Here is a 14,240-nt window from a genome sequence, read left to right as displayed (position 1 = left end):
CGAGAATGAGAAGAGTTCTCAGCCTCCAGGCAGCACAAGCGCTGTTCAAGACCGTTCCCCGCATCCTGATATTCGTAGGGATTTGGCTCGCGTTCTATCTGTTCACGATCCTCACCGAGCAGTTCGTACCGTGGTGGGTGTTCCCTATCCTCGGAATCGGGATCTTCGGTTTCGTCGTCTACCTCGGCTCCGTCTGGCTGGACCGCGACATCACGCGCGGAGCCCAACGAGACGCCGGCGATGATTAGGGCACCATCCCACCCCTGAGAAGCAACACGCGGGCGCCGCCTTGAGGCGGCGCCCGTGAAAATGGTCCGCTGCCTCCTGACTCAACAGCGATGCACGCGACAACGCCGCTGGACATCACAACGAGCTGATCTCTCCAGTCGCATCCACCGTACCGGGACGCGAGAGACCGGCCGCCTCCCATCGTGAGGTCGAGTCCGCGATTGTGGGATCGTCACCGGCGAGAACTACGTGAAAGGGAAGAGCCGGGCGGTCCCACCATTCTCCCAATGCGATCGGCATTCCCCACTCCACAGCAGCAGCCTCGAGCGTCCAAATCAACCAGCTCAGAGACTCCACCGGCTCATCGGCCAGTATCTGATCCGGCTCCGTTAGGAGAACGACTAGCCCCGCATCACGAGAAAACTCGTCCGCCTCACGGATGCACTCGTCGAACGCGGCTTTGTTCTCTCCAAAGTACGTCGGAAATTGTAGCGCGGCCGCGAACTCGTTGAACACGCCCGCCAATACTCTCATCTTCCGCCCGCGCACGACTCGCACCGCGAGCCCCAATTCCGTGTTCCAGTTCCACCTGGCCTTCGCGACTTCTTTACGCTGACCAGCAAGTGTCACGAATGCGGTGCCAGCGCCCTCGTGGACCGGTTCCGCAAGACTTGTCACTCCGCCACTCCTCGAGCGTGATCCGCCGACACCGGACTTCCAGATCCGCCGTTGGCGCTCAGACATCCCCGGAGTCGCCGCCGCGCCGAGTCACGAAGACCCCGATCGAGATCCAGACGATTGACGCCACGGAGGCGCCCATGATGAACGAGGCGGCATCCATACCCCAGACCCTACATCTCGAGCACGGTAGGGCGAAGGAGTCAGCCGGTCAGGGCTTATAAAAGCGCAGGCCGCAGGATGTGAGCCTGCAACCCCCGAATTACCGTGGCGGTCTTCTGATCAACTGACTTTCTGCACCGAACCGAAGTTCGAGACATGCTGGCACTCGGTCAGAGGTCGAAAACGGGATGGCGCCGGATCGGGGGGTAACGCCGATCACGCATCCGGGTCCTCATCATCGTCGTGACCGCCCGATCCTCTCGCCAAGGTGACAGCGCCGAACAGAATGAGCACCGGGGCGATCCATCCGAACCAAAGGGCGTAAAGGGGACCGTATGAAGGATTGAAACCGGCGAGAATGGCGATCAGGAGGATGCCGAAGCCGCCGAGCATCGTCAGCCACGCGCCGCGCCTTCTCCTCGTCCTTGCCACGACAACAACCTAGCCATCTCGAACAGGCGAGCAGGCGAACCCGCCAACCACACCCACCCGCGAGGATCGCGGAAGTCAGCTGGTCAGGGTGTCAGAAAACGGTGCCGGCTACAGGACTTGAACCTGCAACCCCCGTATTACAAGTACGGTGCGCTACCAATTGCGCCAAGCCGGCGGGGCCGCTCCAGTCTAGCCAGCGGTCCGGGCCGCTTACGGCGCCTTCGTCGGCGTGAGGGAAGGCGTCGGGGTCGCGGTCTGCGACTTGTAGTACGACCCGCTCGCGCTCGTGAGGACGAACTGCGAGAACTCGGCCGCATCCGACATGTCGCCGACGTACTGCTGGCCGTTGACGACGACCATCGGCGTGCCCGTCAGCGTGAGACCGTCGGTGCCCGGGATGCTGCTGATCGCACGCTCCGTCGCGCCCTTCACCCACGCCGAGTACGACTCCGTCTCGATGCACTCGCGCAGCTTCTTGGGGTCGTCCGACCCGTTGGCCTGCGCGATGTCGGCGAGCTCCTTGTTGGAGAACCCGTCCGAGTCGACGGCGGGCTGGCGGGTGAGCAGCTCATTGTTGAAGCTGAAGAACTTCGCGGGGTCGAGGGTTGCGACGCACGCGGCGGCGCTCGCCGCGCGCAGCGAGTACTTGGTCCCGTTCGACTTCGCGGTGAGCATCGACACCGGGTGGTAGGTCAGCGTCGCGGCACCGTCCGAGACCCACGACGACAGCTGCTGGGCGTTCGCGAGCTGCCACTGGCGCGCGGCGGGCGCGAGGTAGTCGACGTAGACGTGGATGTTGACGACGGATGCCGAGGCGCTCGGTGCCGGCGTCGCGCCCGGCTCGGCCGCAGCGGTGGGCTCGGGGGTGGCGCCGTCGATCTCATCACCCGACGATGTCACCGAGACGGACGTGACCGCGAAGCCGTCTGCGGTCGCATCGGCGGGCTGGAGCTGCGGACGGTCGTCGTTGGACCGGATCGCCCACGACACGGCCACCGCGACGACGACCACCGCGGCCGCGACTCCGACCGCCAGCGCGAACCGCTGGACGAGTCGGACACGCGACTGCTTGGCGTGCACGAGCTGCGCCTTCTCGCGGACCGCATCGCGGCGGCCGGCAGGCGTGGGCTCGTTCGGAGTGTCGTCGTGGGACATGGGACCTTCTGAGAGAAGCAGCTCGGGGTGCGTGCCGCCACACGTCGCGATCGTCGCGGACGGGGCTGGGCGATGCCTCGATGCTAGTCAGCCAGCCTGGGAAATGCCCAGACGGAGCCTCCTCCTCACCCGCGAGAACGTGCGATACTGAGAGCGCGTCCACCGAAGGGCGTGCGGGTCAAGCCCCCGCTCATTCCATCACTACGGATCGTCCGGCACGTACCTGCCGGTGAAGGAGAAGAAAACATGGCGTCCGTCACCTTTGACAACGCAACCCGCCTCTACCCCGGCGGCACCCGCCCCGCGGTCGACAAGCTGAACCTCGAGGTCGCCGACGGCGAGTTCCTGGTCCTGGTCGGCCCCTCCGGTTGCGGTAAGTCCACCTCGCTGCGCATGCTGGCCGGCCTCGAAGAGGTCAACTCGGGCCGCATCCTCATCGGCGACCGCGATGTCACCGACATCCCGCCGAAGGACCGCGACATCGCGATGGTCTTCCAGAACTACGCGCTGTACCCGCACATGACGGTCGCCGAGAACATGGGCTTCGCCCTGAAGATCGCCGGCGTCGGCAAGGAAGAGCGCGCCCAGCGCGTGCTCGAGGCCGCCAAGCTGCTCGACCTCGAGGAGTACCTGACGCGCAAGCCGAAGGCGCTCTCGGGTGGTCAGCGTCAGCGCGTCGCGATGGGTCGCGCCATCGTCCGCCAGCCCCAGGTCTTCCTCATGGACGAGCCGCTGTCGAACCTCGACGCCAAGCTGCGCGTGCAGACGCGCACGCAGATCGCGTCGCTGCAGCGTCGCCTCGGCGTCACCACGGTCTACGTCACGCACGACCAGACCGAGGCCCTCACGATGGGTGACCGCATCGCCGTGCTCAAGGACGGCCTCCTGCAGCAGGTCGGCACGCCGCGCGACCTCTACGAGAAGCCGAACAACGTGTTCGTCGCCGGCTTCATCGGCTCGCCCGCGATGAACCTGTTCCCGGTCGACCTCGCGAGCGCGGGTGGCATCCAGTTCGGCACCGCCGTCGTCGACGCCGACATCGACCGCCCGACGAGCGCGACGCAGGTCACGGCCGGCATCCGCCCCGAGGACATCATCGTGAACCCCGCCGACGGCCTCGGCCTGTCGGTCACGGTGGACCTCGTCGAGGAGCTCGGCGCGGACGGCTACCTCTACGGCCACACCGACATCGCCGGCAAGCGCACCGACATCGTCGCGCGCGTCGACGGTCGCAGCCACCCGAACGCCGGCGAGACGGTCGTCCTCGCCCCCGTGCCGCACCACGTGCACGCGTTCGACATCGAGTCCGGCGAGCGCCTCACCAAGAAGGCCATCGCCTCGGCCTGATCCGACGACGACGCGGCGCGGGTGGCTCCGGTTCAGCGAACCGGCCCCCGCGCCGCGTCGTATCCCCCGACGAAAGCGAAGACCGGCGTGGTCCACTCCCTCACGATCACTGCGAGCAGCGTCGACGCGGGCCTGCTCGCCCTGCCCTGGTCCACTCCTCTCGACGAGTGGGGCAAAGACACGATCGTCTCGCTCCCGAAGGGCCTGTCCCGCCACCTCGTCCGCTTCGCCGACCTGTCCGGACGTGTGGTGGCCGTCAAGGAGACCACGGGAGAGATGGCCCGTCGTGAGTACGACATGCTCGGCTCGCTCGGCCGCCTCGACGTCCCCTGCGTCGAACGCGTCGCGGTCATCGACGGCCGCCGCACGCCGAAGGGCGAGCCGCTGCCGGCGGCCCTGGTGACGGCCCACCTCAAGTTCTCCCTCCCCTACCGCGCGCTGTTCACCCAGGTGCTGCGCCCCGACACGGCCGGGCGTCTCGTCGACGCCCTCGCGGCTCTGCTCGTGCGCCTGCACACGATCGGCTTCTTCTGGGGAGACGTCTCGCTCTCCAACACCCTGTTCCGCCGGGATGCCGGAGCCTTCGCCGCCTACCTCGTCGACGCCGAGACCGGCGAGCTGCATGAGGGCGGCCTCACGCGCGGCCAGCGCGAGCACGACCTCGATGTCGCGCGCACGAACATCGCCGGCGAGATCATGGACCTCGAAGCCGGCGGACGGCTCGAGGGCGGGGTGGATGCCGTGGCCATCGCCGACGGCATCATGTCGTCGTATCATTCGCTGTGGGCGGCCCTCACCGACAAGGAGAGCTTCGCGGCGGGCGAGGCCTGGCACATCACCGAGCGGGTGAAGCGCCTGAACGACCTCGGCTTCGACATCGGCGAGATGTCGATCCGCACCACGTCCGACGGTACGAGCGTGTCGATCCAGCCCAAGGTGGTCGACGCGGGGCACCATCAGCGCCGCCTTCTGCGCCTGACCGGGTTGGACGTCGAGGAGAACCAGGCGCGGCGGCTCCTGAACGACATGGACGAGTTCCGCGCACGCGTGTCGCGGCTGGGCTCGGACGAGGAGATGGTCGCGCACGAGTGGCTGACCCGCGTCTTCGAGCCCGTCATCAAGGCGATCCCGTGGGATCTGCGGGCGAAGCTCGAGCCGGCCGAGGTTTTCCACCAGGTGCTCGAGCACCGCTGGTACATGTCGCAGGCGCGCGGACAGTCGGTTCCCATCGCGGAGGTCGTCTCGTCCTACATCGACGATGTGCTGCGTCACCGCCGCGACGAGGCCACCGTCATGGGTCCGCCGACGGAGACGATGGCCATTCCGGTGATCACCGCGGCGATCGGCACGATCGACGACGACGAGGATGACGACGTCGACTGGCGCGATCTCGTCTGACGCGGCGTTTCGTCGAACCCCGCCCGTCGAACCCCGTCCGTTGAGCGCGGCGCGCAGCGCCGCGTCGAAACGCCCCCGCCCGTCAGTAGCCGACGGTGAAGCGCTCGCGGACGTGCTTCGGGTTCTCGATCTCGTCGAGGATGGCGACGGCGAGGTCGGCTCCGGAGATGAACGACTCCCCCTCGGCATCCGTGACGAGGACGTCGCCGCCGTCGCGGTAGCGTCCGGTCCGCTCACCCGGGTTGAACGCGCCGAAGCCGCCGGCCGGGTGGATGAAGAACCAGTCGCGGCCGGTCTGCTCGGCCTGCAGGTCTTCCAGCACGCCGATCATCTCCAGGGCCTCGGCCTTGAACTCCTCGGGGAAGCCCAGGTCGATCACGCGCTGACCGCCCGGTGCCACGAGGCTTCCGCCCGCGCCGCCGACGACGCCCAGCCGCACGCTCTCCGGCAGCACCGTGTTGAGGGCCTCGAGGTTGGGGCGCACGAGTCCCTCCATCGCACCGCGCGGAGCGACCGTGCTGACCACGACGTCGACGCCTTCCAGCTGCGCGACGAGGCCGGGGATGTCGAGCAGGGTGCCCTCGATGTAGGTGGCGCCCGGAACGCGGTCGGCGGCGACGGAGCGCGACACCGACAGGACGGTGTGCCCGCGGTCGACGGCCTCCGAGACGATGTGACGGCCGGCGAAGCCGGTGCCTCCCAGAACAGCGATGATGGCCATGTGGAGCGATCCTTTCGTTCGACTCCGCGTCACTCGGACGCGGCGCGGATGGTGGCGACCTGGTAGAGCGCGACGGATGCCGCGATGCCGGCGTTGAGCGACTCGGTGGCCGAAGAGATCGGGATCGAGACGATCTGGTCGCAGGTCTCCGTCACCAGGCGGGACAGGCCCTTGCCTTCGGAGCCGACGACGATGACGACGGGGCGGTCGGCGAGCTCGAGCTGCGGCAGGGCGACGTCTCCGCCGCCGTCGAGACCGAGGACGAACACGCCCTGCTTCTTGAACTCCTTCAGGGTCGTCGTGAGGTTCGGTGCCATGGCGACCGGAACGCGGGCGGCGGCTCCGGCGCTCGTCTTCCACGCCGCCGAGTTGACGCCCGCGGAACGACGCTGCGGGATGATCAGGCCCTGGCCGCCGAAGGCCGCCGTGGAGCGGATGATCGCGCCGAGGTTGCGCGGGTCGGTCACGCCGTCGAGCGCGACCAGCAGCGGGGTCTGGCCCGTGGCGATCACCTGCTCGAGAAGGTCCTGCGGGTGCGCGTACTCGTACGGCGGCACCTTGAGGGCGACGCCCTGGTGCACGCCGTCGAAGCCGGCCATGCGGTCCAGCTCGGGCCGCGTGACCTCCATGACCGGGATGCCGCGCTGGGTCGCGATCGACAGCATCTCCTTGACGCGGTCGTCCATCTCGACGCGCTGCGCGATGTAGAAGGCGGTGGCCGGGATGCGCGCCCGCAGCGCCTCCAGCACGGAGTTGCGCCCGGTGACGTTCTCGGTGTCGTCGCCCACCTTCGCCTTCGGGGCGCGCGACGGCCCCGGCTTCTGTCCCGGCCGTCCCTTGCCGCCCGCGGCCGCGTAGCGCTCGGCCGCGGCCTTGCGCTTGCCGGCGACGTGCCAGCTGCGGTCCTCGGCCTTGGGGGTCGGCCCCTTGCCCTCGAGCGCCTTGCGCCCGTGACCGCCCGTGCCCTTGAGCGGGCCCTTCTTCTTGCCCTTGCCCGCGGAGGGGTTGCCCGGCTTAGCCATCGTTCAGACTCCAATGGGTCCCGTCGGGACCGTCTTCGAGGACGACGCCGGCCGCCGCGATCGCATCGCGGAGGCGGTCGGCGCTCGCCCAGTCCTTGTTCGCGCGCGCCTCGGCGCGCTGGGTGATCATCGCCTGCAGCAGGCTGTCGAGCGCACGGCCCTGTGCGTCGTCGGTGTCGCCGCGCCAGCGCGGGTCCGCGGGGTTCATGCCGAGCACGCCGGTCATCCGCCCGACCTCGACGAGCGCGCGCGCGGCGGCATCCCGATCGCCGGCGTCGAGGGCCGCATTGCCCGCCCGCACGGTCTCGTGCACGACGGCCAGCGCCTGCGGAACGCCGAGGTCGTCGTCCATCGCGGCGGCGAAGGCCTCCGGCAGGTCGGCGACGACGAGCGGGGTCGGGGTCCCGAGCACGCGGGTCGCGCGCTGCTGGAAGGTACGGATCCGATCGAGGGCCGCCTCGGCGTCGTCGAACGACGCGGAGGTGAGATCGAGCGTGGAGCGGTAGTGGGCGGCGCCCAGCGCGTAGCGGACGACGAGCGGATCGCGTTCGGCGAGGACATCGGCCGCCAGCAGATGGTTTCCGAGCGACTTCGACATCTTCTGGTCGCCGACGGTGACGAGCCCGTTGTGCACCCAGTAGCGGGCGAACGCGTCGCCGGCCGCCGTGGACTGGGCGAGCTCGTTCTCGTGGTGCGGGAAGCGCAGGTCGATGCCGCCGCCGTGGATGTCGAACGATGCGCCGAGGTAGCGCCTGCTCATCGCGGAGCATTCGATGTGCCAGCCGGGACGACCGGGCCCCCAGGGACTGTGCCAGACGGCATCCGCAGGCTCGCCCTGCTTGGCGCCCTTCCAGAGCGCGAAGTCGCGCGGGTCGCGCTTGCCGCGCGCATCCGCGTCGGCGGCGGGCTCCATCGCGTCGATGCTCTGATGCGTGAGTGCCCCGTAGGACGGCCACGATCGCACGTCGAAGTAGACGTCGCCGGCGGCGGCGTAGGCGTGCCCGCGCGCGATGAGGGTCTCGATGAGCTCCTGCATCTGCGGGATCGACCCGGTCGCCCGCGGCTCGTAGGTCGGCGCCAGGATGCCGATGGCGGAATACGCCTGGCCGAATTCGCGCTCCATGCGGTAGGCGAGGGCCCACCACGGCTCGTCGGCCGTCGCGTTCTGCAGCACCTTGTCGTCGATGTCGGTGACGTTGCGCACGAAGGTGACCCGGCCGAACCGTCGCCCCAGCCAGCGCCGCAGCAGATCGAACGCGAGAGCGGCACGCAGATGATGGATGCCGGGACCCGACTGCACCGTCGGACCGCAGACGTACATGGTGACGTTCGCCGGATCCTGCGGGGCGAAGTCGCGCAACGCCTGCACCTGGGTGTCGTAGAGCCGGACCGTCACCGCTCCAGCCTACCGGCGCGGGCGCCGACGGACGGCGGCGTGGGACACTGGCGGACGATGAACGCCCCCGACGACATCCTCATCCGCCCCGACGACCTCACCGGGCAGGCCACGCGTGCTCTGGTCGCGGCCCACCTCAGCGGGATGCACGCCGCGTCGCCCGCCTGCAGCGTCCACGCGCTCGACATCGACGCGCTGCGCGACCCGGCCGTCTCGTTCTGGTCGGCGTGGATCGCCGGCGAGATCGCCGGGATCGGCGCACTGAAGCGGCGCGACCCGCACCGCGGGGAGCTGAAGTCGATGCGCACCGCCGAGCGGTTCCTGGGCCGCGGGGTCGGTCGTGCGCTCCTCCGCCACATCATGGCCGAGGCGGCCGCAGCGGGGATGTCGAGCCTGTGGCTGGAGACGGGCACGACCGAGGAGTTCGCCGCGGCGCGGCACCTCTACGCCAGCGAGGGCTTCGTCGTGTGCGGCCCGTTCGACGACTACGTGCTCGACCCGTTCTCGACGTTCATGACGCGGGAGATCTAGCACCGCGGGAGTCGCGCCCGTCCACCGCTCAGCGGGGGACGACGACCGCGACGGCGAACGCCGCGACGCCCTCGCCCGTGCCCGTGAATCCCAGTCCGTCGGTCGTCGTCGCCGACACCGTGACAGGGGCGCCGAGCGCCGCCGACAGCACGCTCTCCGCCTCCGCCCGACGTGCGGACAAGCGCGGCCGGCGCGCTTGCACCTGCACCGAGACGTTACCCACCGCGTAGCCGGCCTCGGCGACGAGCGCGCGGGTCCGTGCGAGGAAGACTGCCGCGTGGGCACCCGCGTACTCCGGCTGGTCGGTGCCGAAGTGGGTGCCGATGTCGCCCAGGCCGGCGGCGGCGAGCACGGCGTCGACGATCGCGTGGGCCACGGCATCCCCGTCGGAATGACCCTGCAGTCCGGGCTCGCCCGGCCAGGCGAGTCCCGCCAGCCAGAGCTCGCCCTCGCCGCCGACGGCGTGCACGTCGGTGCCGATCCCGACGCGGGGCAGCGCCGCCGCCACGGTGCCGGCAGGACGGGCGCCGAGGAGTGCGCGAGCACGGTCGAGGTCTGCCGGCGTCGTGATCTTGAAGCCCCGTTCGTCGCCGGCCACGGTCCAGACGGCGGTGCCGGCGCTCTGGACGAGCGCGGCGTCGTCGGTGTGATCGGCGGATGCCGCGGCGTAGGCCGCATCGATGACGGTGCGCGAGAAGCCCTGCGGGGTCTGCGCGGTCGCGAGGTCAGACCGGTCGACGGCTTCGCGCACGGCCTCGCCCGCGACCCGTTTGACGGTGTCGACCATCGGCAGCACCGGCAGGACGGCGTCCTTCCCGTGCTCGAGCGCGTCGATCACGCGGGAGAAGACCTCCGGCGGCGTGAGCGCGCGGGCTGCGTCGTGCACGAGCACCCGCTCGACGTCGGGCCACACGGCATGCAGACCGGCCGCCACCGAGGCCTGCCGCGTCGGGCCGCCGGCCACCACCGAGACCAGGTCACGGCGGGGGCCGGCCGCGGCGAGTGCGTCCGTGAGCGCATCGCCGACACGGTCGGCGGGTGCGACCACGATCACCTGAGCGGCCGGCGCCGCGAAGACGCCGTCGAGGGCATGACGCAACACGGTGTGCTCATCGAGTCCGACGAAGGCCTTCGGCACACCGACGCCGAGACGCTGGCCGGAGCCCGCGGCGACGACGATGACGGCGACGTGCGGGACGGGAAGAAGTTCGGAACTCACATCGCGACCCTACCGAGCCGCGTCCGCGCGGGCGAGCCCGCGCGGCGGTCAGCTCGCGAGGACCTCGTCGAGCACGCCCGAGGCGTGGTCCTCGTCGGCCTTCAGCGCGAGAGCGATCTCCGAGACGAGGATCTGACGTGCCTTGGCGAGCATGCGCTTCTCACCCGCCGAGAGGCCGCGGTCCTGATCGCGGCGCCACAGGTCGCGCACCACTTCGCTCACCTTGATCACATCGCCGGAGGCGAGCTTCTCGAGGTTCGCCTTGTACCGGCGGGACCAGTTGGTGGGCTCCTCGGTGAACGGCGCGCGCAACACGTCGAAGACCCGCTCGAGACCGTCCTTGCCGATCACGTCACGAACGCCGACCAGGTCGACGTTGTCGGCAGGGACCTCGATGATGAGGTCTCCCTGCGTCACGTTCAGCTTCAGGTACTTCTTGGTCTCGCCCTTGATGATCCGGTCCTTGACCTCGATGATCGTCGCGGCCCCGTGGTGCGGATAGACGACCGTCTCGCCAACCTCAAAAAGCATGCAGTTATGTCCTTTCGGCAAAGTCCAGAATACCACAGGCGACATACGCTAAGGTTCGCCGGTTCGGGGCCGAGCCGCCGGGCGGCGGGGGCGGCGCCGGCTCCCGGCATAGAATGAGGACACACCGACTCGTCCAGGAGGATCCGTGAACACGCGCCGTCTCGCGTCCGTCGCCCTCGCCGCCGTTGTGGTCCTCTCCACGGCCGGCTGCAGCATGATCTCGCCGCAGGCCACCACCATCACCTACTCCCCCGCGGAGGGCGTCAACATCGCCCACTCGGAGCCGCTGAAGGTGCGCAACGCCCTCTTCGTCGCGAACGAGGACGGCACCGAAGCCAACTTCCTCGCGGCGATCGTCAACGACACCGACAGCGCCGAGAGCCTGCTCGTCGGCGTCGACGGCACCACGCAGCGCGTGCGCGTGCCCGCGCGCTCCACCGTGAGCCTGGGCTTCGACGGCGCCGACCCGCTGCTGTTCACCGGGCTGTCCTCGAAGCCCGGCACCGACGTGAAGGTGTCCTTCCAGTCCGGCACCGGTGAAGCGGTCGAGGATCGCGTGCCCGTCCTCGACGGCACGCTCTCCTACCTCGCCGACTTCGTCCCCGCGAGCTGATCGCCGCGGGCCGGGCGCCCGGAGGCGCTCAGGCCTCGAACCGGTATCCCAGCCCGCGCACCGTCAGCAGCATGACCGGCTCGCTCGGGTTGCGCTCGATGCGGGACCGGATCCGCTTGATGTGCACGTCGAGCGTCTTCGTGTCGCCGAAGTAGTCGCTGCCCCACACCCGGTCGATGAGCTGGCCGCGGGTGAGCACCCGGCCGGCGTTGCGCATCAGCACCTCGAGCAGCTCGAACTCCTTCAGGGGCATCGGGATCGTCTCCCCGTCGACCGACACCGTGTGCCGGTCGATGTCGAGCACGACGCGGCCGCCGTCGACGATGCTGTCGTCCAGGCCGAGATCGGGCCCCTCGCTGCGGCGCAGGACGGCGCGCATGCGCGCGAGGAGCTCGCGCGACGAGTACGGCTTGGTGACGTAGTCGTCGGCGCCCAGCTCCAGGCCGACGACGATGTCCACCTCGGAGTCCTTCGCGGTCAGCATGATGATGGGCACCTTCGAGCTCGTCCGCACCACGCGGCACACCTCGGTGCCCGGCATCCCGGGGAGCATGAGGTCGAGCAGGATGATGTCCGCCCCGCGCGCCGCGAACGCCTCGAGGGCGGCGGGGCCGTCCTCGGCGATCTCCACCTCGAAGCCCTCCCGACGCAGCAGGTAGGCGAGCGGGTCGGCCAGGTCGGGCTCATCCTCGACGATCAGGACGCGGGTCATCGCTTCTTGTCTCCTTTCGCCCGCGAGACGTCGCGGGCGGCTTTCTTCTTGCGTTTCTTCTTGACCGGGAGGTCGTCGGGCGGAGCGACCGCGGGAAGGCGGACCGTGAAGGTCGAACCCCGACCGGGACGCGACCAGACCTCGACCTCGCCGCCGTGCCGCTGCACCGCGTGCTTCACGATCGACAGGCCCAGCCCCGTGCCGCCCGTGCGGCGGGAACGGGCCTGATCGGCGCGATAGAAGCGCTCGAAGACGCGCTCCTGCTCGTCTTCGGGGATGCCGATGCCACGGTCGGTGACCGCGATCTCCACGATCTCCCCGTCGGTCTTGACGCCGACACCCACCTGGCCGCCCTGCGGGGAGTACGCGATGGCGTTGGCCACGAGATTGGCGATCGCCTCGGTGAGCACCTGCACGTCGCCGCGCACGTAGGCGTGACGCGCACCGCCGCGGGCGACGGAGATCGCAGCGGAGTCGGCGGCGACGGACTGCGACTCGATGGCGGCGGCGACCACCTCGTCGACCGAGACGTCGCGCAGCTCGGTGAGGTCATCGGCGGACTGCAGCCGCGACAGGTTCATGATCCGCGAGGTCAGCTGGCTCAACCGCGCCGCCTCCGCGCTCAGACGGCCGGCGAAGTGGCGCACCTGGTCCGGGTCGTCGGCGGCCGACTCGACGGCCTCCGCGAGCAGGCTGACCGCGCCGACCGGCGTCTTCAGCTCGTGACTGGTGTTGGCCACGAAGTCGCGGCGCATCTCCTCGACGCGCTCGCGCTCGGTGATGTCGCGGATGACGATGAGGATCAGGCGCGGGGTGATCACGCTCGCCCGCGCCGACACCAGACGCGGCTCGACCCCGCGTCGCAGCCGCATCGTCTGCGTCTCGGGCATCTCGCTGCGCCGTACCGACCGGGCGAGCGCGCGCAGGTCGTCGTCCGGCAGGGCGAAGTCCTCGTGCATGCCGAAGAGCGCGGCCGGAGCGGACACCGCGACGATCTGCAGGGAGGTGTCGACGACGACCGCGACCTCGTCCATCCCCTGCAGGACGGCGGCGGTGCCGTCGGGCAGCGCCGTCGACGCGGCCACGCGCGCGCGGTCGCGTGCACGCAGCGCGATGAGCACGAGCGTCGCCACACCGCCGCCGAGAACGAGGCCGAGGATCAGGGCGATCACCGGCTGCAGGGAGTCCATGCCTCCCAGCGTAGGGTGGACGGACACCGCAGATTCACGTTGCGGATCACCGCCCGACACCCCGGCCGCAACGTTCATCGCTGCGGCACCGATCGTTAACCTTGGCCCGCGATGATCGCCGGGTCAGCGGACGGCACCGTGCCTGCCCGCCGGAAGAGAGGCACCCTGATGCGCGAAGTTTTCCACCAGTCGCTCGAGGACGTGCAGTCGCGTCTCGTGGAGATCGCCGAACTCGTCACGGAGGCCATCGACAAGGCCACGCGCGCCTTCGGCACGAGCGACGTCGCTCTCGCGGAGGAGGTCATCGAGGCCGATCAGGTCATCGATGAGAAGGCGGTCGCCCTCGACGAGCTCGCCATCCAGATCCTCGCGCGCCAGCAGCCGGTCGCCCGCGATCTGCGCATCGTCGTGGCGGCGCTGCGCGTGTCGGCCTCCCTCGAGCGCATGGGCGACATCGCCGAGCACATCGCCCAGCTCACCCGGATGCGCTTCCCGGAGCGCGCGATCCCGAAGGGCCTCAAGGGCACGTTCACCAAGATGGGCGAGCTCGACGTCGAGGTCGCGCAGACGCTCACCGAGCTGCTGCGCACTGAGGACCTCTCCTTCGTCGAGACGCTGCGCACGCTGGACGACAAGGTCGACGACCACCACCTCTCCGTTTTCGAGAAGGTGCTCAGCGAGAACTGGCAGGGCGAGGCGGGCGCGACCGTCGATGCGACCCTGGCCAGCCGCTACCTGGAGCGTTTCGCCGATCACGCCGTCTCGGTCGCCAAGAAGGTCGCCTACCTCGCGACCGGGGACTGGACGCCGGACACCGACACCATCGCGGTCATCATCGCCGAGGGCGAGGCGCTCGACGACGTCGAGTGAGGCTCCGCCCCGCCGGGGCGTACACGAAGAGGGGG

General features: G+C 69.6%; 16 protein-coding genes and 1 tRNA gene. 6 read left to right on the top strand and 11 right to left on the bottom strand.

The window, feature by feature from the left end; all coding sequences use genetic code 11:
* Positions 1–5: 5 nt before the first annotated feature.
* Positions 6–248 (top strand): hypothetical protein, encoded by a 243-nt coding sequence (locus tag L0965_RS04965; RefSeq protein WP_101305851.1) that lies wholly within the window; start codon positions 6–8, stop codon positions 246–248.
* Positions 249–363: 115 nt separating this feature from the next.
* Here L0965_RS04965 and L0965_RS04960 read toward each other — a convergent pair whose 3' ends face one another.
* The 4 genes from L0965_RS04960 to L0965_RS04945 form a co-directional block, all read right to left on the bottom strand.
* A complete protein-coding gene (locus L0965_RS04960; protein WP_198553682.1) occupies positions 364–906 on the bottom strand; it encodes a barstar family protein in 543 nt (180 codons plus the stop codon).
* Positions 907–1,284: 378 nt separating this feature from the next.
* Entirely contained in the window at positions 1,285–1,500 is a 216-nt protein-coding gene (locus L0965_RS04955; protein ID WP_157831571.1) for a hypothetical protein, read from the bottom strand.
* A gap of 102 nt (positions 1,501–1,602) precedes the next feature.
* A tRNA-Thr gene (locus L0965_RS04950) sits at positions 1,603–1,675 on the bottom strand.
* A gap of 35 nt (positions 1,676–1,710) precedes the next feature.
* Positions 1,711–2,655 (bottom strand): thioredoxin domain-containing protein, encoded by a 945-nt coding sequence (locus L0965_RS04945; RefSeq protein WP_101305849.1) that lies wholly within the window; start codon positions 2,653–2,655, stop codon positions 1,711–1,713.
* A 246-nt stretch (positions 2,656–2,901) separates the two neighbouring features.
* Between L0965_RS04945 and L0965_RS04940 the strand changes: the two genes are divergently transcribed.
* Together L0965_RS04940 and L0965_RS04935 are read left to right on the top strand one after the other, a co-directional pair.
* On the top strand, positions 2,902–4,002 hold the full coding sequence (locus L0965_RS04940; protein WP_060959902.1) for an ABC transporter ATP-binding protein: 1,101 nt from the start codon (positions 2,902–2,904) through the stop codon (positions 4,000–4,002).
* A gap of 87 nt (positions 4,003–4,089) precedes the next feature.
* Positions 4,090–5,400 carry a DUF4032 domain-containing protein gene (locus tag L0965_RS04935; RefSeq protein WP_060959903.1) on the top strand — a complete coding sequence of 437 codons (1,311 nt, stop codon included), beginning with the start codon at positions 4,090–4,092 and terminating at the stop codon, positions 5,398–5,400.
* An 82-nt stretch (positions 5,401–5,482) separates the two neighbouring features.
* Here the strand turns inward: L0965_RS04935 and L0965_RS04930 are convergent, their stop codons facing one another.
* From L0965_RS04930 to cysS, 3 genes are read right to left on the bottom strand one after another with little or no spacing between them, the layout of a single operon-like run.
* A complete protein-coding gene (locus tag L0965_RS04930) occupies positions 5,483–6,121 on the bottom strand; it encodes an NAD(P)-dependent oxidoreductase (RefSeq protein WP_060959904.1) in 639 nt (212 codons plus the stop codon).
* A 29-nt stretch (positions 6,122–6,150) separates the two neighbouring features.
* A complete protein-coding gene (gene rlmB, locus L0965_RS04925) occupies positions 6,151–7,143 on the bottom strand; it encodes a 23S rRNA (guanosine(2251)-2'-O)-methyltransferase RlmB (RefSeq protein WP_101305848.1) in 993 nt (330 codons plus the stop codon).
* Positions 7,136–8,539 carry a cysteine--tRNA ligase gene (cysS, locus tag L0965_RS04920; protein ID WP_101305847.1) on the bottom strand — a complete coding sequence of 468 codons (1,404 nt, stop codon included), beginning with the start codon at positions 8,537–8,539 and terminating at the stop codon, positions 7,136–7,138. The genes rlmB and cysS overlap by 8 nt, the downstream gene beginning before the upstream one ends.
* Before the next feature lie 57 nt (positions 8,540–8,596).
* On the opposite strand from cysS, the gene L0965_RS04915 reads away from it, so the two are divergent.
* Positions 8,597–9,070, top strand: coding sequence for a GNAT family N-acetyltransferase (locus L0965_RS04915; RefSeq protein ID WP_101305846.1), 474 nt, complete (start codon positions 8,597–8,599; stop codon positions 9,068–9,070).
* A 28-nt stretch (positions 9,071–9,098) separates the two neighbouring features.
* On the opposite strand, the gene ispD is transcribed toward L0965_RS04915, so the two are convergent.
* Complete coding sequence (gene ispD, locus L0965_RS04910) at positions 9,099–10,289, bottom strand: 2-C-methyl-D-erythritol 4-phosphate cytidylyltransferase (protein WP_101305845.1); 1,191 nt, start codon at positions 10,287–10,289, stop codon at positions 9,099–9,101.
* 48 nt (positions 10,290–10,337) lie between these two features.
* Complete coding sequence (locus tag L0965_RS04905) at positions 10,338–10,820, bottom strand: CarD family transcriptional regulator (protein ID WP_023954865.1); 483 nt, start codon at positions 10,818–10,820, stop codon at positions 10,338–10,340.
* A 145-nt stretch (positions 10,821–10,965) separates the two neighbouring features.
* Between L0965_RS04905 and L0965_RS04900 the strand changes: the two genes are divergently transcribed.
* Entirely contained in the window at positions 10,966–11,433 is a 468-nt protein-coding gene (locus L0965_RS04900) for a hypothetical protein (protein WP_060959908.1), read from the top strand.
* A 28-nt stretch (positions 11,434–11,461) separates the two neighbouring features.
* Here L0965_RS04900 and L0965_RS04895 read toward each other — a convergent pair whose 3' ends face one another.
* Both L0965_RS04895 and L0965_RS04890 read right to left on the bottom strand, forming a co-directional pair.
* Positions 11,462–12,145 carry a response regulator transcription factor gene (locus tag L0965_RS04895; protein WP_060959909.1) on the bottom strand — a complete coding sequence of 228 codons (684 nt, stop codon included), beginning with the start codon at positions 12,143–12,145 and terminating at the stop codon, positions 11,462–11,464.
* A complete protein-coding gene (locus tag L0965_RS04890; protein ID WP_101305844.1) occupies positions 12,142–13,413 on the bottom strand; it encodes a cell wall metabolism sensor histidine kinase WalK in 1,272 nt (423 codons plus the stop codon). Before L0965_RS04890 ends, L0965_RS04895 begins: the two co-directional genes overlap by 4 nt.
* Positions 13,414–13,503: 90 nt before the next feature.
* On the opposite strand from L0965_RS04890, the gene phoU reads away from it, so the two are divergent.
* On the top strand, positions 13,504–14,205 hold the full coding sequence (gene phoU, locus L0965_RS04885; RefSeq protein ID WP_060959911.1) for a phosphate signaling complex protein PhoU: 702 nt from the start codon (positions 13,504–13,506) through the stop codon (positions 14,203–14,205).
* The last annotated feature ends 35 nt before the right edge of the window (positions 14,206–14,240 follow it).

The sequence above is a fragment of the Microbacterium sp. NFH-22A-Y genome, from assembly GCF_021401375.1.
Lineage (GTDB): Bacteria > Actinomycetota > Actinomycetes > Actinomycetales > Microbacteriaceae > Microbacterium > Microbacterium hominis.
Note: the sequence above shows the minus strand (reverse complement) of the source record. Positions and strands in the feature narration are given on the sequence as shown.

Coding starts and splice junctions, on each gene's coding strand:
- L0965_RS04965 (WP_101305851.1), top strand. CDS start 6: ATGAGAAGAGTTCTCAGCCTCCAGGCAGCACAAGCGCTGTTCAAGACC.
- L0965_RS04945 (WP_101305849.1), bottom strand. CDS start 2,655: ATGTCCCACGACGACACTCCGAACGAGCCCACGCCTGCCGGCCGCCGC.
- L0965_RS04940 (WP_060959902.1), top strand. CDS start 2,902: ATGGCGTCCGTCACCTTTGACAACGCAACCCGCCTCTACCCCGGCGGC.
- L0965_RS04930 (WP_060959904.1), bottom strand. CDS start 6,121: ATGGCCATCATCGCTGTTCTGGGAGGCACCGGCTTCGCCGGCCGTCAC.
- rlmB (WP_101305848.1), bottom strand. CDS start 7,143: ATGGCTAAGCCGGGCAACCCCTCCGCGGGCAAGGGCAAGAAGAAGGGC.
- L0965_RS04915 (WP_101305846.1), top strand. CDS start 8,597: ATGAACGCCCCCGACGACATCCTCATCCGCCCCGACGACCTCACCGGG.
- L0965_RS04905 (WP_023954865.1), bottom strand. CDS start 10,820: ATGCTTTTTGAGGTTGGCGAGACGGTCGTCTATCCGCACCACGGGGCC.
- L0965_RS04895 (WP_060959909.1), bottom strand. CDS start 12,145: ATGACCCGCGTCCTGATCGTCGAGGATGAGCCCGACCTGGCCGACCCG.
- L0965_RS04890 (WP_101305844.1), bottom strand. CDS start 13,413: ATGAACGTTGCGGCCGGGGTGTCGGGCGGTGATCCGCAACGTGAATCT.
- phoU (WP_060959911.1), top strand. CDS start 13,504: ATGCGCGAAGTTTTCCACCAGTCGCTCGAGGACGTGCAGTCGCGTCTC.